Source organism: Imperialibacter sp. (assembly GCF_040222815.1).
In the GTDB taxonomy this organism is placed as follows: domain Bacteria; phylum Bacteroidota; class Bacteroidia; order Cytophagales; family Cyclobacteriaceae; genus Imperialibacter.
Genome location: NZ_JAVKCH010000022.1, coordinates 703,666 through 724,467 on the forward strand (window position 1 = coordinate 703,666; position 20,802 = coordinate 724,467).

A 20,802-nucleotide genomic window follows, 5' to 3' on the forward strand; every position below is an offset into this window, starting at 1 on the left:
TCAACCGGGTGCTGCATCCGCTCGTTATGGTTGGCCATTTTCGCTATGCGAGAAAGCCAAGCGGGAATCTAGCGGCGCTTGTGTTCACTGGGTTTTGAGGCGGGTTGTGAAGACACAACCCCCAAACGGTGAAGACACTACCCCTGACACATAATACGCACCGGCTAATTTGGCAGCTGCATGGATTTCACAAGCCGAATAGTTTGATTAATATTCCTCCCCCTTGGTTCGTGTCCCACGAACCAACCACAAGACACGAGCCACGGCGGGTGAGTCCTCTGCGGGGAGACGGGCGTGGAACCCGTAGAAAAAGTACTTTTTTCCCAACTAACCAGAGGGTATATTGAGGAGGTTAATGTGAGGAACGCTGTTTAGGCAGCTATAGGTAATGGAGGGTACGGAATTGAAGGAAAAATGCCCACTGATACTTACTTTTTAATTTTTGGCATACTATCATTTATTACTACGCAGATCGTTACGATGAAAAAACATCACTTTTACAAGTTAATTCTTCTTGGTTGCCCGCTACTATACATGAGTTGTGGTGGCGAAGACCCTTCAGACAAGGACGCTGAGAACACGCCGGCAACAATAGAAATTTTATACCCCAGGGCCGATGAGCTCAATTACATAACGTCAATTAGCCAAAGTGATTATATGGTCTTCCTGCTAAGTGACCCGGAAGAAAATGGAAAGCACCTCAAGGTTACGGGAAATGGCTCTGTAATATTCGAGCTTAATGACAACCCTATCTATTACGATGCGGTGCCTGATACTCTTTTTGGATTATCGTCCATCATTAGCCCCGACAATGATGGCCTGATCAAATTACAAATTGAGGTGGAAGACTTGGGCGATGTTAATACTCTGGCTAATACGGAGATCAGTTTTTCTTTAGCACCAGACGTTGTGACCATTTCAAATCCCAAAATAACCTACACCGATGTTGTTGAGGTAGAATTCGATGTTGCCACTAGTTCAGGAGAGTTGGGCTCAATTGTCTCCTTCAATTTCACCACGGCGGATGAGGATTTTGGCAATATCTCTAATTTCGGATGGGAGACTTACTACTGCTGCATGAACGAATTCAATTGCAACAATTGCTCCTCAAGCCAGCCAGTTTTAACATCGCATTTCAAGACAAACGTTGTAGGGGACGGTGTTGACAGTGGAAAAACGCTATACGTGCATGCCTACGTTATCGACTATGCCAATTCCCAAAACTCAACAACTAATTACCGATACGAAATTGGAGTGCTGCCGTAGTAAATGGAACCGCCGTTAATAGTCTTTCCCCTTGGTATGTGTCCCACGAACCAACCACTAGCTCTTTGGTAATGACCAACGAGAGGTAGCTCGTGAAGACACGAGCCACGGCGGTGGACACGGTCTGCGGCGGTAGCCGACCTTTTTTACCATATGATAAATGCTTCCAAAGTGAGTTTGTGCAACTTGCGACAATGAAAGAGTTGATAGCGTATATTTTGCAGTTTGGCACGCTGAACAAGCAACAAATAGACTTTGTTGAGAAAAAAGCCGCAGCCATAGCACTTGGCAAGGACGAGTACTTTTCGGAAGCAGGAAAAATCCCTAAGCAAGTTGGCTTTGTGGTGGAAGGGGTGATTCGTGGCTGCTATTACAACAACAAGGGAGAGGAAATCACACGCTGCTTTATCAGCGAAAATAGTTTGGCGGTTGATTATGTTAATTTTGAGGCTAATACAGCCTCTTCTGAGTATTTGCAGGCCAGCACCGACTGCCGGCTCGTGGTGTTTTCAAAACAAAATTGGGAGGAGCTTTCTCAAACCATTGTGGGCTGGGAGAGCATTCAAAGCAAGATGGTGCAGAAGTGCCTGTACCAAAAATCCAGAAAAAGCCCGGTTATTTCGCAAGACGCCACCACACGGTACCTGGAGTTTATGGAAAATTACCCATCGCTGATCAACCGCATTCCATTGGTTCATATTGCGTCTTACCTGGGTGTTACACAGCAATCGCTAAGCAGAATAAGAAAAAGTATTCGCTGAGTCGCTTTTTACCAAATGGTAAACGGCTTCATTTTTATACGATGCTCTTTTGCTTCGTCAATTTAAAACATCATAAAAATGAAGTCAGCACTAATTACAGGAGCCAACAAGGGCATAGGCTTTGAAACAGCGAAGCAATTATCACAAAATGGTTTTCACGTTTTTCTCGGGAGCCGTGATTTGAAAAACGGACTTGATGCGGTTGAAAAACTAAAAGCCGAAGGGCTCACCAATGTAGAAACCGTGCAGCTGGATGTAACAGACGAAAGCTCTGTGAAAGCTGCCAGAGAAGAGATTGGCAAGAAATCGGCCGCACTGGACGTGCTTGTCAATAACGCAGGTATTAACGGGGGCATGCCGTATACGGCACTTGAGGCAAGCGCAGACCAAATGATTGCGGCATTTGATACCAATGTGTTTGGTGTGGCAAGGGTTACGCAGGCTTTCATCGACCTGATGCGCAAGTCGGCTGCACCACGAATTGTAAATGTGAGTACCAGTGTGGGGTCCCTTTCGTTGCAGAGCAATCCGGCCTGGCCTGCGTATGACTATGCAAAATATGCGGTGTATGGTGCATCAAAGGCAGCCATGAATATGTATACTGTTCATTTGGCTTACGAATTGCGTGACACGGCTTTTAAAGTAAATGCGGTTTGTCCGGGCTACACAAAAACGGACTTCACTAACCATGTGGGCGGCGAAGTGGAAGTGGCTGGGAAGCGCATTGTTAAATACGCACTACTCGACCAAAACGGCCCCACAGGCAAATTCTTCAGCGAAGAAACCAATCCTGAAACGGGGGAGATTCCGTGGTAGTGGTGGCCGGCTGCAACTACTGTTGTAATATCGGAGCTAATGTTTTATATTTTTGGGTCGGCGAGGCATCACTCTACAGGAAGCCAAGCCATTTTAATGGGGACGACAAGGTGCAGCAGCTAACGGCGTGCATAATCAATGGCTCTCGCTAGTCCGGGCAACCAACCTCGCAACCAGCACTGAATACTGGTGGGGGCTCTGCCCGAAAGCCGCACCCCGCACCGTTAACCAGATTAACTTTTACTTGAATCATAACCTATGACTACTACACCCGAGCACGATGCGAAATTTGTAAAGATGACTTTCTCATCGGTATATCCGCACTATGTGACAAAAGTCGAAAGCAAGGGGAGGACTAAAGAAGAATTGCATGAGGTGATACAGTGGCTGACTGGCTTTGATGACAAGACGCTGCAAGGGCTGATTGATGAAAAAGTAACTTTTGAGACGTTCTTTAAAAGGGCAAAGTTGCACCCCAATGCGCACCTGATTACAGGAATGATTTGCGGCTATCGGATAGAAGACATCGAAACTCCTCTGACAAAACAAGCGAGATACCTGGACAAGCTGGTCGACGAACTGGCAAAAGGCAGGAAGATGGAGAAGATTTTGCGGCAAGCGTAAAACAAAGCCCCCCGGCCCGGGCAGCTAAGATCGAATAGCCAGTGAAGGAAGGGCGGTGTCGGCTTGAGCCCGGACGGAGTCTCGTATGATTAGCCAAATAGAAAGATACCTCTAAAAGGTGCTAGCTCCCGCTTCCATGAATGGTGGCTTCATTGATTTTCAATCTTTACTCGCTTGGAATGTCTGCTACAAAGCATATATTTATTATTGGCAGCCTTCGCTGAAGCAACGGTTAACAAAGCGTGGCTAAGTGCTAGTGGAAGCGGAGTCGCCAAATTCTCCCACACTTATTTTACCTACGCTTTATAGGGCATTTTGTGAGACGAAACAAAGGCTAGAAAATTATATGGAATATATTTCAACATCAGCACTTGCAAACGAACTTGACATCAAATCCAGCGACCTGTTCGACAAGCTGAAAACGCTTGGTTGGATAGAAAGGAAAAATGACAAGTGGGTTTTAACTGACATTGGAAAACAAAAAGGTGGACAGACACGATCCAATCCAAAATTTGGAGAATTTGTAGTTTGGCCAGAAAACATTTCCCTTCACAGCGGGCAACAAAGAGATCGACCAAAACAAATTAATGCGACAGCAATTGGAAAACATTTTGACATTTCGTCTCAGCGACTAAACCTTATCCTATCGGAACTTGGCTTAATAGAGAAAGATCTTGCAGCGGGTTGGGAAATCACAAAACTGGGTAAGAGTATTGGTGGTAGACAATTTGAACACGAAACATCAGGTGCAAATTATGTTTTATGGCCTGAGAGTATTTTATACTACAAAAGACTTTTAGAAGTATTCAAAGAAAACTCAACAGACCTACCTCAAGTACAAACTGCAACAGTTTCATCACCTCAGACGGAAACCCAGGTTGCCAATATTAACAAGGACAATTTCCGTGAAAAATTTGAAGCTAAACATCGAACTATAGACGGACACTATGTGAGAAGCAAAGCAGAAATGCTAATTGACAATTGGCTTTATCAATACGGGCTTGTTCACGCATACGAACGGAAATTACCGATTGACGAAGATGTTTATTGTGACTTTTATATTCCTTCGGGAAACGGCAGACCTCAAGCAGTTTACATTGAGTTTTGGGGACTTGAAAACGACCCGAAATACACAGCACGAAAAAACAAAAAGATAGAGATATATAAGCGTGAAGGACTTTCATTGATAGAACTAACAGACGCTGACTTGCAAAACATTGACGACATACTTGCAAAAAAACTTAGACAATTTAAAGTTCCAATCGGATAAACAAAACCAGCTAGTTTGAGCAACCCACCTCTCTTTTTTCCTCAGAGCCTCCTGAAAGGGACGCTGAGTAAGAAAACACCACACTAATACTCAGAGTCTTCGGCGAGAGACTCTGAGGGAAAACAAAACACGAGCCACGGCGGCGGCGTGGACACAAGCCTTGGCGGTGTGGTCGGACGAATAGAAGCCCCGGCGTGGAGAGTGCTGCCGACATCGTTTTTTTTGCGATGAAACAGGTGGTACCTTGAAGGCGGGTAACGGGGTGAACCAGCCAAACGTCGTTGAGCCGGTTGTTAGGGCAATAGAAACCAATGAATAAGTACACAGTCGCTTTTATAGCACTTCTTTTTTTTCTGAAAAATGCACACGGGCAGCACCTGAAGGAGGCGTCGATAAACCAAGTGGGCGTTGGTGTTGGCTATCAGCACAGCTACCTGAAAGACGATAATTTTTCTCCCTTGAATCAGGCAGGCGGCGGTTTGGCTACTTCGGCCAGGTATCAGAGAATTTCAAAAAATGTTTTTGGGGTGAATTTCCAATTCAGTTCGGGCAATATTCATTCAGGCCCTACCAGCGGATTTACCACCTCATTTATCAATGCCAACCTGGAGCTGGAATACCTTTTTAAGCTAACACCGGATGAGAACGCCTTTCAGTTTTTTTTGGGGCCAGCCAACAGCACAAGGGTGCTCTATCTCGACTGGTACGATTTGGAGGCGTTCAGCTATGTGGCTACCCACGGTGTTGGCATCAAGGGGATGGTTTCAAAGCATATAAAGGAGAAGCACTTGCTTCAGGCCACGCTTTCACTTCCTGTTTTCCAGTTATTGGCAAGGCCACCCTACAATGGCATCGATGAATTTATTATAGAAAATCAGGACAGCCCTGCCAACATAATTTTCAGTGGCACCCCGTCTTCATTGAATGATTTTTTTGCTTTAGGGTTATGTGTCGATTATAAATACAAGCTCACTGAGCGGGTAGCCTGGCACACCAATTACAGCCTGCACATGCAAACAGTAATGGCAACTAACCGTTTCAAAAGCCTGTCGAATACGGTAACAACCGGCGTTGCCGTCAATTTTTAACCATGAAAAAACGAGCCTTCCTGTCCATCATTTCCTTTTTTTCGGTCGCTTGTGAGACGGCGTTTCTGGGTGAGGAGGAGGAAAATAGCAACACCAATGTTTTTGAGATCTTCTGGAACGACCTGGACAAGCACTACAGCCTGTTCACGGTAAGAAATATTGATTGGGATATGCTGTACCAAACCTACCGCCCGCAAGTCAACGACGACCTGTCGGAAGACGAATTGTGGACGATGATGTCCAACCTGATCGAGCACTTGGACGACAGCCACACCACACTTTACGATGGTGATAAAAGATACAAGTCTGGGTATGCGCTAAACGAGCAGTCAATAGCCGGGTTTGATGCCGACCTGATCACTTCAAAATATGTGGAGGGTGCCACTCAGGTGACAACAGAAAGCGAGCTCTATTATGGAAAAGTGAAAGGCAAAGAGATAGGTTATATTTATCTGAGATCGATGAATGGCGACAACCCGGGGGTGATTGATGAGGTGCTGCAAAAGCTGGATAGCTACCAGGCCATTATTTTGGATGTCCGGCAAAATACGGGCGGCGATGACAGGTACTCGGCAAGAATTGCTCAGGCTTTTGCTGATGGTAAGCATTTGATCTATACTGTGCAAACCAGGAATGGGCCTGGGCATGATGATTTTGATGAAAAGAAACTGTACTACACCCGGAACGACAATGCAAACCCTTACACAAGGCCGGTTGTTGTGTTGACTGACCGAAGAACGATAAGTGCGGGGGAGATTTTCCTGTTACACATGAAGTCGTTTGCCCATGTTACCCAAATTGGGGACACCACCGCCGGTGATTTTTCCACAGTAAGCAATATGCGGTTTCTGCCCAATGGATGGACTTATGTTTATTCCATTCAAAAATTTTTGCTGCCAAATGGCACCAGTCTCGATGGCGTAGGGCATGTGCCGGCTGTTTATATAAAAAACACAGCATCGGACATTGACGCTTCGGTTGACAGCGTGCTGGAAGGCGCATTTGATTACCTGTATTCAGTCCACGGAATAGAGTGAAGGGGGCGTATTTGGGGGCTGGCCAATGCACATGGGCAATGCCGGACCAAGGTTTTATACTTTTGATTCGGGGAGTGTTTGCACGGCAGCTCAGGTCACCACTTTTTTTTACGCTGATGCCGGTGCTAAATTGACATAAATTAGCCGCCAATGAATTACCAGACATTTCAGCCGCATCCCGATTTAGCCTCTCTTATTGGCTGCTATTGGACGCTGGAAGTGCCGGCGGCAGCTGAGACACAAAAGCAACGGATTGTGCCCGACGGTTGTATTGAAATGGCATTTATTCTTGGTGATGACATAAAACGATACACCACCGGCGATGATTTTATCCTACAGCCCCGTGCCATGGTGCTCGGCCAAACCATTGAGCCGTTCTACATAGAACCAACAGGGCATGTCGATACATTTGCTGTTCGTTTTTACCCCTATGGTTTTTCCAATTTCATCACCACGCCCATTAAGGCCCTAGCTAATAAAGAAACGCCATTAGCATCTTTGTTTGGAGAAAGGCCAGCGAAAGAGTTGGCACAAAAGATAGTGGAGGCAGCAGACAGCGCCGAGCGAATAGCTATCGTAGAAAGCTTTCTCTTTGATAAATTAAACAACAAAGCCACTATTGACAGCATTGTTAAAACCACCATTGATGCGCTGCTGTCGACAAAAGGCAGTGCGGCGATCAACACCATTCTCAAAGAAGATTTATCAAAAAGACGACAGCTAGAAAGAAAGTTTTTGAAGCAGATAGGGATTAGCCCAAAGCAATTGGGCAAAGTGATCCGGCTGCAAACCGCTCTGAAAATGCTACTCAGCGAAGAGGCGGAAAACCTGACTAGTATTGCTTACGAAAGCGAATACTATGACCAGGCACATTTTATCAAAGACTTTAGGGAGTTTACAGGCACCAACCCCGGGGAGTTTTTAGGCAACGAAAGCATGGCCCTTTCTACTCTGTTCTACAAATAGACAACAGGGGTGTCGCATTTTTACAATTTTCTCCATCGGCGGCAGCCCAACTTTGCTCTGCGAACTTAAACAGAGCGAAAATGAAAGGAACCCTACTGCACGTTACCACCGCCATGCTTGCCATCAGTTGTATGGCTTGCAACAGCCAATCTACATCGGATTCACAAACACAAAAGGTTGATTCAACCTACCACCAAACCAACATTGATATGAAAAGCTTTGTCTCGATTTTTGAAATTCCAGCCACAGATTTATCAAGAGCCGTCGATTTTTATCAGGCGATTTTCAGTATTCAAATTGAGAAAATGGACATGCCGGGCATGCAAATGGGTATATGGCCGTACGAAGGACAAATGGTTACCGGCGTTATCGTGCAGGGTGAAGGGTTTCAGCCCTCGGCTGATGGCGTAGCTATCTACCTGAATGGTGGAGACGATCTTCAAATTGTTTTAGACAAGGTGGAGAAGAATGGGGGGAAGGTATTGGTTGGCAAAACACTGCATGCCGACGAAAGCGGATACTTCGCCATGTTTCTTGATTCGGAGGGGAATAGGCTGGGCTTGCATTCTCCGAATTGAACGGGTTAAAAAACAATCGGCCAGAAGATGATATCCACCCGGCGGTTAAGCAGCTTGCCTTCCCATTTTTTGTTGTCGAAGTAGGGGTTTTCCTGGCCGAAGGCTTTGATGGAGATGTTTTCGAGGGGGATGTCCATGATGATGAGCTTTTGCAGGGCGGCCTGGCTGCGCATTTCGGAGAGCCATTTGTTGTAGAGCTGTCCGCCGATATTGTCGGTGTGGCTGTAGATGCTGATCTGGTAAAGCTCTATATTGGGGATGGTGTCGAGTAGCTGTAGCAGCTCCTGGGTTTGCTGTTCGTCCACATAGTAGCTGCCACCCCCAAAGAAGATGCTCTTCTGGATCAGGCCTGTGGGAGGCTTGGGCGCAGGTGTATCCTGGGCTGAGGCAGCCATACAAAGGAAGACGAAGCCGATGAGCAGAAAACAGCGCATGTTGATAAATATACGAGGAAAAGTGTTTTGTTGATGCCATTTGCGGCGAGGTAAATAGTTTATGGTGGGTTTATGGAACCGCTGGCGTCGGTAAAACGCAACGCTGTTCCACAGGCGTTCAACCTGTTTCTTTTTATCTCGGGTTAGAAACCCGCCTTACAGCCGACTGATTTAGGGGCAACGGCTGTCAGCGAAGTGCAGGGCTGTTCCACAGGTTTCCAACCTGTTTTTTTCTCTTGGGTTAGAAACCCGTCTTACAGCCGACCTACTTAGAGGCAACGGCTGTCAGCGAAGTGCAGGGCTGTTCCACAGGTTTCCAACCTGTTTCTTTTATCTCGGGTTGGAAACCCGCCTTACAGCCGACTGATTTAGGGGCAACGGCTGTTAGCGAAGTGCAGGGCTGTTCCACAGGTTTCCAACCTGTTTTTTTCTCTTGGGTTAGAAACCCGTCTTACAGCCGACCTACTTAGAGGCAACGGCTGTCAGCGAAGTGCAGGGCTGTTCCATAGGTTTCCAACCTGTTTCTTTTATCTCGGGTTAGAAACCCGCCTTACAGCCGACTGATTTAGGGGCAACGGCTGTTAGCGAAGTGCAGCGCTGTTCAGCCTGCCTTTGCGGGTTAGAAACCCGCCTTACAGCCGACTGATTTACAGGAAATGGCTGTTATCGAAATGCAGAGCTGTTCCATAGGTTTGCTACTAGTTTTATCTCGGGTTGGTAACCTGATCAACGGTGGCTGGTGTATCGGGTAGTGACTATACAAACACAACCTCCTTCACCAACCCGCCCACAAAACAAATTACCGGCAAAATTCGCCATATCCTCCGCTGTTCCAATTCTCCCTCCATTCTTTGGATATGAAGGCGGCAGGCTCTTATTTCAGGCACCAGATAAACAGCAATTATTCGTTAACTACTTGATAATCTTATGTATCTAAAAAGAGGATTCCTGGCCATGCTATCAGCCTTTTGCCTGATGATGGTCAACACAACATTTGCTCAAGTCCCCACCCCAGAGTCACATTTCGGCTTCCAGGTGGGCGCCGACTACAAACTGTTCAATCACCAGCAGCAGATGGATTACTTCCAGAAGCTGGATGCAGCGTCGGACAGGGTGCTGATGAAGGAGATTGGCAAAACCACGCTCGGCAAACCGATGGTGGTGGTGTTCATTTCGAGTGAAGACAACATCAAAAACCTTGAAAAATACCGAAAGATAAGTGAAGACCTGGCCCGGGTGCGGGTAGATGAAGCTACTGCCCGCAAATACAGCGAGGAAGGCAAGGCGATCATCTGGATAGATGGCGGCCTGCATGCTACCGAGCGTGCCGGTGCGCAAATGACACCGGAGTTGGCCTACCGGGTGGCGACAGAGGAAACTTCGGAGATGAAGAAAATCCGTGAGGAGGTCATCTTCATTTTGATGCCCAGCATGAACCCCGACGGACTGAACATCGTGGAGAGCTGGTACAAAAAGAACCTGGGCACGCCATGGGAAACTACAAACCCGCCGTGGTTGTACCACCACTTTATTGGTCACGACAACAACCGTGACTGGTTCATGAACAACATGCCGGAGAGCTACCATGTGAACGAAGTGCTGTACAACGAGTGGTATCCGCAGATCGTGTACAACCAGCACCAGACCTCACCAGGCTGGGCGAGGATTTTCCTACCGCCATTTGACAACCCGGTGAACCCCAATATTCACCCCGGTGCTACCACGGGCACCAATTTGGTAGGCACTGCCATGGCCAACCGCTTTGCGCTGGAAAGAAAGCCCGGTGTGATTTCGAACCACACCTTCAGCATGTGGTGGAACGGTGGCATGCGTACCGTGCCTTATTTCCACAATATGATTGGTATTCTGACAGAAACAGGCCATGCTACGCCAACGCCCCGTTTCTACGATCCCGATTCTATTCCCAAGTATATCCGTGGCCTGGGTGGTTCCAAGCCTACCGATGGCACGCACATTTTCTACTCCGACCCATGGAAGGGTGGGGAGTCGCATTTCAGAGACGCTGTGGACTATATGATCACTGGATCGCTGGCCGTGCTTGACCTTGCCGCCGACCGCAAGGAGCATTACCTCTACAATATCTACAGCATGGGCAAGGATGCTATCGAAGCTAAACTCTTAGAAAATAGCTTTGCCTACGTGATCCCTGCTGAGCAGTTCGATAAAGGGGAGGCCCGCAACCTGGTGAATATTTTGCGCCAGGGTGGTGTGGAAATGCACAAGGCGACGAAGTCGTTTATGGCGAATGGGAAGCAATATGCCGCCGGCACATATATTGCTTATTCGGCACAGGCGTTCCGCCCTTATCTGGTCGATTTGATGGAGAAGCAAAGCTATCCTGATCTTAGGATCAGCCCGGGAGGCCCCCCAATCCCTCCTTATGACCTGGCAGGCTGGACATTGCCTATGCAAATGGGCGTGACGGTCGACAAGGTAATGGAGAAGTTTACCGCCAGCACAGAGGAAATTAAAACCAGAGAGCCTGTTACGGCTGGTAAAGTAGCAGGTAAGTCGGGCTACGGTTATAGCCTCACCACCAACGAAAATTCTGCGATCAAGGCCGTTAACTTCCTTTTGGCCAAGGGCGAAAAGGTAAGCCGCCTGGCTGCGAAGCAGGGCGACATGGCTGCTGGTACTTTTGTTGTTGAAAAAGGCAGCTCTACCGATGCCAATGTTTCAGAAGCGTCGAAAACCTATGGCGTGGACTTCGCTGGTGTTGCCGCCAAGCCTGCGGGCACGCTGAAAGCCATCAAGCTGCCAAAAGTGGGACTTTACAAAACCTGGCAGGCCAATATGGACGAAGGCTGGACCCGCTGGTTGCTGCAGGACTACGGCTTCCCACTGGATACGCTGCACGACAACGATGTGCGCACCAAAGACCTTTCGCAGTACGACGCCATCATCATCCCTGACCAGCGTCCTGATGGAATTCTAAACGGTTATTCGTTTGGATTCATGCCACCGGAGTACACAGGCGGCATGGGCATCGACGGACTGGCGGCCATCAAAAACTATGTGGCCAATGGTGGTCAGCTGATTACCTTTGATGAGGCCAGTGACTTTGCTGTGGATCAGTTTGGGCTGTCGTTGCGCAGCACAACGAATGGGTTGTCACCAAACACCTTTTTTATCCCCGGCTCACTCATCAGAACGAACGTGGATACCAATCACAGCCTGGCGTATGGCGTTCAAGCTGAAGTGGCAGCGTCATTTAACCAGAGCCGTGCTTACAGCAGAGTGGTGAAGGACAATGAAGGTGAGGGAGGCAAGGAGCCGTCGGTGAAAGAAGCACCTGAGCCGCCGCTGGAGATAGTGGCCACCTATGCCAAAGACAAGCTGCTGATGAGCGGGTGGGCCATGGGGCAGGACAAGTATATTGGTTCTAAAGCAGCTGTGATCAAAGCTGGGTATGGTAGCGGCAGCATTGTGCTGTTTGCCTTCCGTCCGCAGTTCAGAGGCCAGCCAAGGGCTACTTATAAGCTGATCTTCAATGCTATTTATGAAGGCACGATGGAGTAGGGTGTGATGTATGCAGTTCGTTTGCCTACCGCCTAACGTCACTGAGAAATCTCCCGAACTTAAGATGCTGGCGGGATGAGATTGTTCTTTTTTCCCGGGGACTTCTCGCTCCACTGCGTTGCGCTTCGAAGTGACGAGCAGGCGGTGGTTGGTGGCTTCCAACGGGATTGGGCTTCGGAATAAAAGGATCGCAACAACTGCTGAAGAAGGTGAATACCATTACGTCGTTAGTCAATTAACAATGATCCCCGGGTCGTGTGTAGATCCACAGCCCGGGGATTTTTACTTTCAGCGTTTGCTTTTAACACTCTTTAACGCTTTTTAACCGGTCATTAACATTGGTCGATTTTCCGGTATTGTACCTTGGAAGCAACTAATCGAACTGCCAATGACCACTTTTTTACGCACCGCCTTCAGGGTTTTCAAAAAGGACAAAGCCTTTACTTTCATCAATATTCTGGGCCTGACTCTCGGCATCATGTCGGCTATCATCATTTTTCTGGTGGTGAAGCAGGAAATGAGCTATGAGAAGTTTCATGTGAACCTTGAAAGGATTTACCGGGTCAACAGCCAAACCAGCCAAAAGGGAGGCTTTTCCTTTTTAACAGCTACGCCCGGGCCGCTGGGGGAGGCGCTCGAAGCCGAAGTGCCAGGTGTGGAAGAAAGCGCCTGCACCTACTATCGTCGGGCGGGTAACTTTGTGATAGAAGCCGATGGGCAAAAGCGGGAGTTTACTGAGGCGGAAGGAGTGGCACTTTTGGGCCCTTCCTTTTTTAAGATGTTCAGCTTTGAGGTGCTCTCCGGGGATGTAAATGACCTCAACCTGCCTGACAAGGTGTTTCTTTCGGAAACGATTGCTAAAAAGTTTTTCGCCATCAGCGATGCATCAGAAGCTGTAGGCCAAACGCTGAGAATGGACAACGACTTCACGCTTTCGGTGGCGGGAATTCTGAAAGACTTTCCGGCGAATACGGATTTCCCCTTTACCATTGTGGTGTCACCCGAAACACTCAAAGACCAGATAGATTTCAGCTCATGGAATAGACTCGATAATTCCATGAACACGTATTTCATGCTGGCAGAGCAGGCAGATACCACAGGGTTTCAGTCGCAGATCGACACCCTGATAGCCAAAAATGCAGGTTCTTTCTTTGCCAGGTTCTTTAATTTCGAACTACAGCCTTTGAGCCAGGTGCATTTCGATAATCATTTTAGCAACTACAACTCAAGGACGATCTCCGGCACTACCATCACCGGCATGATGGTGCTGGGGGCCTTTTTGCTGCTTACAGCCTGTATCAACTTTATCAACCTGGCCACAGCCAATGCGATGAAAAGAGGCAAAGAAGTAGGCATCAGGAAGGTGCTCGGTAGCTCTTCGGGTGACCTGATAGGGCAGTTTCTTGGTGAGACTACTTTGCTGGCGCTCATTTCTCTTGCGCTGTCAATTCCCCTGGCTTATCTACTGAAGCCGTATGTGGAAGACCTCATCGGGTTTCCGTTTCACTTCAGCTTGTTTAACGATCCTATGGCGCTCGGTTTTCTGACGCTTCTGCTTGTGGCAGTAGTGTTGATTTCCGGTTTGTATCCTTCATTGGTCATGGCAAGGTTTCGTCCTTCGCAAGTTATCAGAAGCGGGTTGACCGGGAAAGCAGGCAAAGGGAGCTTGTTACGAAAAATACTTGTCGTGTTCCAGTTTTTGATCTCGCAGGTGCTGATCATCGGCCTTTTTGTGATTTTTTCTCAGATGGATTACTTCATCAACAAGGATATGGGCTTTGCCAAAGAAGGCGTTATCAATATTCAGTTTCCAAAAGGAAAACAAGGTAAAGGTGCAGCCTTTAAAGGTGCTGTACAGAACGTTAGTGGGGTGGAAATGGTGACGTTGCAGAACGCCAGCCCCAGCTCGAGAAGTCGCTGGGTGAGTACCTATTCTTTCGAGGGTTCATCGGAGGACACACCATATTCTGCAGAGCTGAAATTCGGCGATAAAGATTATATCGATATGTACCAGCTCACCTTTCTGGCAGGACGGGGCTTCCTGCGGGACGATACCGTTACTGAAATTGTCGCTAACCGGAAGATGATCGAAGAAATGGGCTTTGCCAGCCCTGAAGAGGCTTTGAATGCAAAAATATTATCAGGTGAATCCGGTGTGCCTATTGTGGGCGTAGTAGAGAACTATCACACCAATGGGCTGAGGGAGCCTATCAAAGCTGGCTACATCTCCACTAACCCGGAGTCTTTTGTGGAGGTTGGGATTAAGCTCAATATGTCGCAAGCAAAAGAGTCGCTGGCCAGCATAGAGACAATCTGGGGTGCTATGTTTCCTAACGAGCCCTTCAAGTATCAATTTCTGGATGAAACAATCAGGAGTTTTTATGAGGCTGAGCAACGGCTGGCAAAGGTGATAGGCGTTTTTACTGGTATCGCCATTTTTATCGGTTGCCTTGGGTTGTATGGGCTGGTTTCATTTGTCACTAACCAGCGCATGAAGGAGATCGGCATCAGGAAAGTGCTTGGAGCGGGGGTGTTTAACATCTTCTATATTATTTCAAGAGAGTTCGTCGTGCTGGTGGTGGTTGCATTTGTCGCAGCAGCGCCCATTGCTTTCCACTATACCTCAGAGTGGCTGGACGGTTTTGAGTACAGAGTGGAGGTGCAGCCTTTGGTATACCTGGTAGCCATTGTGCTCAGCCTGGTGATTGCACTCTTGTCGGTTACGTTCAAGGCGTTGGCTGCTGCGAAGATCAATCCGGTGGATACACTGAGAACGGAGTAGGTCGAGGCCGATAATACCACTTGCCGGTGATTGCGAGTCACTGTTCTAAGTGTTGATTGTGTGGCTACTGGTAGAGTGACGTGGCAATCTGTCCATTAGAATACCGCTTTGGAATGAACAGATTGCTTCAGTCGCTCAAAGAGTGGTGGCATAGAGAGCCTGGAGCTGGCTCCGTACCGATCGCTTTCTTGCGAGAAGTAAAGAGGGCGCTCTTGTGCTGGAGGATAGAGCGACCTCTTTACTCGGGTTACCGATGGATCACCCTGTCGGTTTCTTTTCATGGAAGCTAACTCTTAGAATTTTTATGCCATACAAGTATAAAGGCAATGACGTCCGAGTTAGGGTTTTTATTTGCTCGCTCTCGCCAGCAGGTGGACAAGCGCAATAACCGGCCAGTTGGGGTTAGCGAGAACCAAAATACAGACTACACCACCCATTGCAGCCAAATACCATCTTCCCTTCAATTTGATTTTTTTGCCTATCTTTAAATAAATCATTTTTTGGCTGTATGGATTACGTACTAAGAAAGCAGATCAGTCTGCTGATTGAACTCGCTCTTTCTGATAATAAATTTGACTTGAGTGAAAAAGCTTACCTGATGAAGTTTGCTTCCAGCCGTGGTGCGAAGAATGCCGAGGTTGCCCGAATGATCAACAACCCAACACCAACAGGTTCACTCGAAATGCTGAATTTGACGCAGAAAATGGAGCTGATGTTGAGTTGCGGCAGGGTTGTCGTGGCCGACGGAGTTGTTGAGCCTGAGGAGCAAACGTTTATGTACGAGGTAGCCAAAAAGATGGGCTTCAAAAAGGGGGTGGTCGATTACCTGCTGAAGAATGTAGATAGCCTGCCTGAGAAGCAGCTTAAAGAGGGCTTTCTTGAGTTTGCCGGACAGCCGGGCTAAGCAAGCTGTTGCTGAACCCAATCAGCTACCAGGTGAAGCACCTTTTCCCGGTCTACATCGTAGTGCGTCTCGTGTTTAGACGTTTCCCACAAATGAAAAGTAACGTAGCGTGGTGCCTTAGAAGCAAACTCCTTTGTTGCTTCCATGCTGGTGATTTTGTCCTGCCCACCGTGAAACGCCAGAACAGGTATATTGAGCTCGCCAGCCTTTCCAATAGCCTTTTCTCCCGCTTCGATTAAGCTCAATGAAAGCTGAGAAGTGATCCGGCTATGCACGAGGGGGTCATTTTTGTATTTTGCTACTTCTGCCGCTATCGATGAGATTCCGTTGGGGTCGAGCCCACTGGACGCACTGAAGGCAGGCCAGATATTTCGCATCATTTTCGCCAACTTCAATAGGATCGCCGGAGGCGACATTGCCAGCCTCAGAAAAGGTGAGGACAGAATAGCTCCGTGTAGTTCGAGCGTCTTTTTTGATGTCAGAAAGTTCACGACCATGTTGCCACCCATGCTATGTCCGTAGAGAAACATGGGTGTTTCTATGAACTCCACCCTGGCGGATTTCATCAAGTCTTCAACATCTTCCAGCAGCAGGTCGTAGGAGGGGGTGTGGCCTTTTTTGCCTTCGGAATGTCCATGACCACGAAGATCCATGCCAAACACAGCCATGCCCTGTTGAGTGAAAAATTCCGCAACGTGCTGATACCTGCCTATGTGTTCCCCGTGCCCGTGCACAAGGCAGATCAAAGCTGATGGCTCCATGTCAGGCAACCAGGAGCGACCCTTTAGATTGAGTCCGTCCCTGGAAATTATGTCGTAAGATTCCTCGGTCATGCAGCCACTTCTGTATTTAGCCATTTATAACTGCCGTGAAGATACGTCTGACTATCTTTTTTTTATTACTTTGACGCAAAAGTTTACCCTAATACACCCGAATGATGCAAGGAAAGTATATCGTAGCCCTCGACCAGGGCACCACAAGCTCACGTGCGATCATCTTCAATGCTGATGGGAGCATTCTCGGCAGCGCTCAGAAAGAATTCAGACAAATATTTCCCAAACCAGGCTGGGTCGAGCACGACCCCGACGAGATTTGGGCTACACAATGGGAAGTGTTCAAAAAGGCACTTGCCGACCACAAGGTAGCCCCGTCGCAGATTGCCGCCATTGGCATCACCAACCAAAGGGAAACCACCGTGGTATGGGATAGAAAGACCGGTCAGCCAATTTTTAATGCCATTGTGTGGCAGGACCGGCGAACGGCGGAGATTTGCGAAAAGCTGAAAGCCGATGGTCACGAGCAATACATCAGGGAGAATACGGGACTGGTGGTAGATGCCTATTTCTCCGGTACAAAAGTGCAATGGATCCTCGACAACGTGGAAGGAGCCAGGAAGCGGGCAGAGAAGGGCGAGCTGGCCTTTGGTACCATCGACTCGTGGCTGGTGTGGAAGCTGACTAATGGAAAGAAACACGTGACAGACTACACGAATGCTTCCAGAACCTTGCTTTATAATATCAAGAAACTGGAATGGGACAGCACGCTGCTGAAAGCACTTAAGGTACCGGAGTCGCTGCTGCCTGAGGTGAAGCCCTCATCACATCACTTTGGTGACCTGGAAATGGACGGCGTCAAAATTCCGATAGCAGGAATTGCCGGCGATCAGCAAGCCGCCTTGTTTGGGCAGGCATGCTTTGAACCGGGCATGGCCAAAAATACTTATGGCACCGGTTGCTTCATGCTGATGAACACGGGCACGAAGATGCAGCTGTCTCACTCAGGACTGGTGAGCACGATAGCCTGGGGGCTTGAAGGTAAGGTGACCTATGCGCTCGAAGGCAGTATTTTCATTGCTGGTGCAGCCGTACAGTGGCTTCGGGATGGGTTGAAGCTGATTGATGAAGCACCTGACTCGGAGTACTTTGCTGTGAAGGCAGGCGACTCGGAAGGCGTGTATGTAGTACCTGCATTTGCCGGTTTGGGGGCGCCTTATTGGGACATGTATGCCAGAGGTGCCATTTTCGGTTTGACCCGAGACACAGGCAAGAGCCACCTGGTAAAAGCTACGCTGGAGTCGATGGCCTACCAAACCAAAGATGTGCTGGAGGCGATGCAAAAAGATGCCGGTTTATCCTTGAAAACCCTTAAGGTAGACGGTGGAGCTACTGCTAACAATTTTCTCATGCAGTTTCAGGCGGATATTTTAGGTGCCAATGTAGAGCGGCCCAGTATCATTGAATCTACGGCCATGGGCGCTGCTTTTCTGGCCGGTATTGAAGTCGGGCTGTGGAGTCAGAAGGAGATTGTGAAAAACAGAGAAATCAATCGGGTTTTTACTCCCGAGATGGAGGAGGATGATAGAAAACGCCTGTATAACGGGTGGAAAAGCGCCGTGAAACGCAGCATGGGCTGGTTGAAAGATGTGGAATAAACTCATTTATTCCTTTCCTGTACAATTACTGGTTATGCACGTCAGGCGTAACCTGTTTATGCTATTCTTTTGGGTGAGCCTGGTGGCAGTGTTTACCGGCAACTTCGGGCGAATATTGGGTATCCCTTACTTATTTCTCGATCCGGAATACCTGAACAGAGTGGATTTTTGGAGCTTTTTCATAGTCGGCTTTTGTATGGGCGGCTTTACCGCAGCCTTCAACATTTCCTGTTATATCCTTTACGGCCATGAGTATTCCTTTCTGGGTGTGCTTGAGCGCCCTTTTACCAAGTTTTCTATCAACAACAGCCTGTTGCCCATCATTGTGAATGTGGCTTACCTGGTTTTTATTTTTCAATTTCAAATGGAAAATGAATTCAGAGGGCCTGGCGACCTGTTCTGGAAAATCCTTGGCTATCTGGCTGGTTTTCTGGGCATGCTTGCCGTGCTGTATACCTATTTCAGGTTGACCAATAAAGACATTTTCAAATACCTGACGGGTAGTGTGGATAAACGCCTGAAAAAGGTGAAAGTCAACCGCAAAAGGGCGTTGGATAAGCTGAAGGAAGTAAGAGAGAGTAAAAACAGGGTCGACTTCTACTGGGACGAAAAATTCAGGCTAAGACCGACTGCCTATATCAACGATTTCTATGACAAGGAAGCCATCTTAAAAGTGTTTGATCAAAACCACTTCAATTTGGTGCTGATTGAGCTTCTTATCATTGTCGTTGTTTTGCTGCTGGGCTTCTTCATGGACAATCCCTATTTCCAGATACCGGCGGCTGCCAGCGCTATCCTCTTTGGCACCATTTTCATTATGCTTAGTGGTGCCATTAGCTACTGGTTCCGTAGCTGGGGACTCATTTTCAGTATTACGGCATTTCTGCTGCTCAATTTCCTGGTAAAAATGGACGTTTTTCGGAGCCTCAATCCTGCCTTCGGGCTCAACTATAAAGGCAGCAGAGCTGAGTATTCTATCAAGACATTAAGTGATCGCAACACGCCGGAGGTGTACAACCAAGATGTGGAATCGATGCTGCCGGTGCTGGAGAAGTGGAAGGCTAAGCAAAAGGGTGCTGGAAAGCCCAAGATGGTCTTTCTATGTGTAAGTGGAGGAGGGCAGCGGGCGGCACTGTGGACCATGCGGGTGATGCAGCAGATGGACAGCCTTTTGAATGGGACTTTGCTCGACAACACCATGATGATCACCGGGGCTTCAGGAGGCATTGTGGGAGCGGCTTATTACCGGGAGCTTTTTTTGCGGGAGAAGAGTGGTGAGATCGAGAACCGTATGGAGGATCAGTACCTGTCTAAAATCGCCATGGACAACCTGAATCCCATGATTTTCAGCCTGCTTGTGAACGATATGTTTATCAGGTTCCAGTATTTCAGGTACGACGGAGAGGTTTACCTGAAGGACAGAGGGTACGCTTTTGAGAACCAGCTCAATCGGAACACCGACATGATCATGGAAAAGAAGCTCAAAGACTATCAGGAAGCCGAAAGCAATGCAGAAGTGCCCTTGCTGTTGATGGCTCCTACGATAGTGAATGATGGACGGAAGCTTTATATCTCCACGCAAGACGTTGGCTTTATGACCAGCAATGCTGCAAGCACCAATGCGGAACTGGTTACCAAGGTGAGAGGGGTGGACTTCAGAAGCTTCTTTAAAGAGCAAAATGCTGATGAGCTTCGGTTTTTGAGTGCGTTGAGAATGAGTGCTACTTTTCCCTATATCACCCCCAATATTGAACTGCCCAGTGATCCGCCGCTCGAAATTATGGATGCGGGTATTTCCGACAACTATGGCATATCGGATGCCGTGCGATTCGTTTATGTGTTCCGGGAGTGGATTGAGGAAAACACCTCTGGCGTCGTGATTTTTTCTGTGAGGGATCATCAGAAGAATGCAGAGATAGAGAAAAAGGCGTCGGAGTCTATCGTGCAGAAGTTTTCATCGCCCATCAGCAGTGTGTACAACAACCTTGGCAATATTCAGGATCTTAACAACGACAGCCGCATTGAGTTTGCTACCGAATGGTTCAAAGGCAACCTGTATCAGATAGAGGTGGAATATAACACCAATACCATGTTTCAGGGGGAGAGCAACCTGCCGGAAGAAGTCCTGCTCGAACGAAAGCAAAATGAGCGGGCCTCACTCAACTGGCACCTGACGACCAGGGAGAAGAAAAACATTATCGACAATATCAATTTGGTAAGCAACCAGCAGGCGCTGATGAGGTTGAAGGAATTGCTGGAGGCGGAGGAGGAAGAGGAGGAATAAGCACGCAAAGACGCAGAGGCG

Annotated in this window: 17 protein-coding genes; 14 read left to right on the top strand and 3 right to left on the bottom strand. The window is 48.0% G+C overall.

Annotated elements, in window-relative coordinates:
- Positions 1-480: 480 nt before the first annotated feature.
- From RIF36_RS12765 to RIF36_RS12805, 9 genes are all read left to right on the top strand, one after another.
- Positions 481-1,266 (top strand): hypothetical protein, encoded by a 786-nt coding sequence (locus RIF36_RS12765; RefSeq protein ID WP_350128131.1) that lies wholly within the window; start codon positions 481-483, stop codon positions 1,264-1,266.
- 92 nt (positions 1,267-1,358) lie between these two features.
- A complete protein-coding gene (locus tag RIF36_RS12770) occupies positions 1,359-2,027 on the top strand; it encodes a Crp/Fnr family transcriptional regulator (RefSeq protein ID WP_350128128.1) in 669 nt (222 codons plus the stop codon).
- A 78-nt stretch (positions 2,028-2,105) separates the two neighbouring features.
- Complete coding sequence (locus tag RIF36_RS12775; RefSeq protein ID WP_350128124.1) at positions 2,106-2,843, top strand: SDR family oxidoreductase; 738 nt, start codon at positions 2,106-2,108, stop codon at positions 2,841-2,843.
- A 258-nt stretch (positions 2,844-3,101) separates the two neighbouring features.
- The gene (locus RIF36_RS12780) at positions 3,102-3,467 is read left to right on the top strand and encodes a DUF2200 domain-containing protein (RefSeq protein ID WP_350128121.1); all 366 of its coding nucleotides are present in this window, start codon (positions 3,102-3,104) and stop codon (positions 3,465-3,467) included.
- Positions 3,468-3,813: 346 nt separating this feature from the next.
- Positions 3,814-4,737 carry a glycerol kinase gene (locus RIF36_RS12785; protein WP_350128118.1) on the top strand — a complete coding sequence of 308 codons (924 nt, stop codon included), beginning with the start codon at positions 3,814-3,816 and terminating at the stop codon, positions 4,735-4,737.
- A 311-nt stretch (positions 4,738-5,048) separates the two neighbouring features.
- Positions 5,049-5,825, top strand: coding sequence for a hypothetical protein (locus RIF36_RS12790; protein WP_350149356.1), 777 nt, complete (start codon positions 5,049-5,051; stop codon positions 5,823-5,825).
- Between the two features lie 2 nt (positions 5,826-5,827).
- On the top strand, positions 5,828-6,862 hold the full coding sequence (locus RIF36_RS12795) for a S41 family peptidase (RefSeq protein ID WP_350128112.1): 1,035 nt from the start codon (positions 5,828-5,830) through the stop codon (positions 6,860-6,862).
- A gap of 150 nt (positions 6,863-7,012) precedes the next feature.
- Positions 7,013-7,828 (top strand): AraC family transcriptional regulator, encoded by an 816-nt coding sequence (locus tag RIF36_RS12800; protein WP_350128109.1) that lies wholly within the window; start codon positions 7,013-7,015, stop codon positions 7,826-7,828.
- Between the two features lie 80 nt (positions 7,829-7,908).
- Complete coding sequence (locus RIF36_RS12805) at positions 7,909-8,406, top strand: VOC family protein (protein ID WP_350128106.1); 498 nt, start codon at positions 7,909-7,911, stop codon at positions 8,404-8,406.
- 5 nt (positions 8,407-8,411) lie between these two features.
- Here RIF36_RS12805 and RIF36_RS12810 read toward each other — a convergent pair whose 3' ends face one another.
- Positions 8,412-8,840, bottom strand: a complete 429-nt coding sequence (locus RIF36_RS12810) for an OmpA family protein (protein WP_350128103.1) — start codon at positions 8,838-8,840, stop codon at positions 8,412-8,414.
- A 927-nt stretch (positions 8,841-9,767) separates the two neighbouring features.
- Here RIF36_RS12810 and RIF36_RS12815 point away from each other — a divergent pair.
- Both RIF36_RS12815 and RIF36_RS12820 read left to right on the top strand, forming a co-directional pair.
- Positions 9,768-12,380 (top strand): M14 family metallopeptidase, encoded by a 2,613-nt coding sequence (locus tag RIF36_RS12815; protein ID WP_350121303.1) that lies wholly within the window; start codon positions 9,768-9,770, stop codon positions 12,378-12,380.
- A 388-nt stretch (positions 12,381-12,768) separates the two neighbouring features.
- Positions 12,769-15,162 carry an FtsX-like permease family protein gene (locus tag RIF36_RS12820; protein WP_350121306.1) on the top strand — a complete coding sequence of 798 codons (2,394 nt, stop codon included), beginning with the start codon at positions 12,769-12,771 and terminating at the stop codon, positions 15,160-15,162.
- Positions 15,163-15,257: 95 nt separating this feature from the next.
- Here the strand turns inward: RIF36_RS12820 and RIF36_RS12825 are convergent, their stop codons facing one another.
- Entirely contained in the window at positions 15,258-15,443 is a 186-nt protein-coding gene (locus tag RIF36_RS12825; protein WP_350121308.1) for a hypothetical protein, read from the bottom strand.
- A 227-nt stretch (positions 15,444-15,670) separates the two neighbouring features.
- Between RIF36_RS12825 and RIF36_RS12830 the strand changes: the two genes are divergently transcribed.
- Positions 15,671-16,066 carry a tellurite resistance TerB family protein gene (locus tag RIF36_RS12830; protein WP_350069181.1) on the top strand — a complete coding sequence of 132 codons (396 nt, stop codon included), beginning with the start codon at positions 15,671-15,673 and terminating at the stop codon, positions 16,064-16,066.
- Here RIF36_RS12830 and RIF36_RS12835 read toward each other — a convergent pair.
- Positions 16,063-16,923: an alpha/beta hydrolase gene (locus RIF36_RS12835; protein ID WP_350149357.1), complete on the bottom strand. Its 861-nt coding sequence runs from the start codon at positions 16,921-16,923 to the stop codon at positions 16,063-16,065. The two genes, RIF36_RS12830 and RIF36_RS12835, sit on opposite strands and share 4 nt — an antisense overlap.
- A gap of 80 nt (positions 16,924-17,003) precedes the next feature.
- On the opposite strand from RIF36_RS12835, the gene glpK reads away from it, so the two are divergent.
- Together glpK and RIF36_RS12845 are read left to right on the top strand one after the other, a co-directional pair.
- A complete protein-coding gene (gene glpK, locus RIF36_RS12840; RefSeq protein ID WP_350121355.1) occupies positions 17,004-18,497 on the top strand; it encodes a glycerol kinase GlpK in 1,494 nt (497 codons plus the stop codon).
- Positions 18,498-18,531: 34 nt separating this feature from the next.
- Positions 18,532-20,781 (top strand): patatin-like phospholipase family protein, encoded by a 2,250-nt coding sequence (locus RIF36_RS12845; RefSeq protein WP_350121317.1) that lies wholly within the window; start codon positions 18,532-18,534, stop codon positions 20,779-20,781.
- Positions 20,782-20,802 lie beyond the last annotated feature (21 nt).

Coding starts and splice junctions, on each gene's coding strand:
- RIF36_RS12765 (WP_350128131.1), top strand. CDS start 481: ATGAAAAAACATCACTTTTACAAGTTAATTCTTCTTGGTTGCCCGCTA.
- RIF36_RS12775 (WP_350128124.1), top strand. CDS start 2,106: ATGAAGTCAGCACTAATTACAGGAGCCAACAAGGGCATAGGCTTTGAA.
- RIF36_RS12780 (WP_350128121.1), top strand. CDS start 3,102: ATGACTACTACACCCGAGCACGATGCGAAATTTGTAAAGATGACTTTC.
- RIF36_RS12785 (WP_350128118.1), top strand. CDS start 3,814: ATGGAATATATTTCAACATCAGCACTTGCAAACGAACTTGACATCAAA.
- RIF36_RS12790 (WP_350149356.1), top strand. CDS start 5,049: ATGAATAAGTACACAGTCGCTTTTATAGCACTTCTTTTTTTTCTGAAA.
- RIF36_RS12795 (WP_350128112.1), top strand. CDS start 5,828: ATGAAAAAACGAGCCTTCCTGTCCATCATTTCCTTTTTTTCGGTCGCT.
- RIF36_RS12800 (WP_350128109.1), top strand. CDS start 7,013: ATGAATTACCAGACATTTCAGCCGCATCCCGATTTAGCCTCTCTTATT.
- RIF36_RS12805 (WP_350128106.1), top strand. CDS start 7,909: ATGAAAGGAACCCTACTGCACGTTACCACCGCCATGCTTGCCATCAGT.
- RIF36_RS12810 (WP_350128103.1), bottom strand. CDS start 8,840: ATGCGCTGTTTTCTGCTCATCGGCTTCGTCTTCCTTTGTATGGCTGCC.
- RIF36_RS12815 (WP_350121303.1), top strand. CDS start 9,768: ATGTATCTAAAAAGAGGATTCCTGGCCATGCTATCAGCCTTTTGCCTG.
- RIF36_RS12820 (WP_350121306.1), top strand. CDS start 12,769: ATGACCACTTTTTTACGCACCGCCTTCAGGGTTTTCAAAAAGGACAAA.
- RIF36_RS12825 (WP_350121308.1), bottom strand. CDS start 15,443: ATGAAAAGAAACCGACAGGGTGATCCATCGGTAACCCGAGTAAAGAGG.
- RIF36_RS12830 (WP_350069181.1), top strand. CDS start 15,671: ATGGATTACGTACTAAGAAAGCAGATCAGTCTGCTGATTGAACTCGCT.
- RIF36_RS12835 (WP_350149357.1), bottom strand. CDS start 16,923: ATGGCTAAATACAGAAGTGGCTGCATGACCGAGGAATCTTACGACATA.
- glpK (WP_350121355.1), top strand. CDS start 17,004: ATGCAAGGAAAGTATATCGTAGCCCTCGACCAGGGCACCACAAGCTCA.
- RIF36_RS12845 (WP_350121317.1), top strand. CDS start 18,532: ATGCACGTCAGGCGTAACCTGTTTATGCTATTCTTTTGGGTGAGCCTG.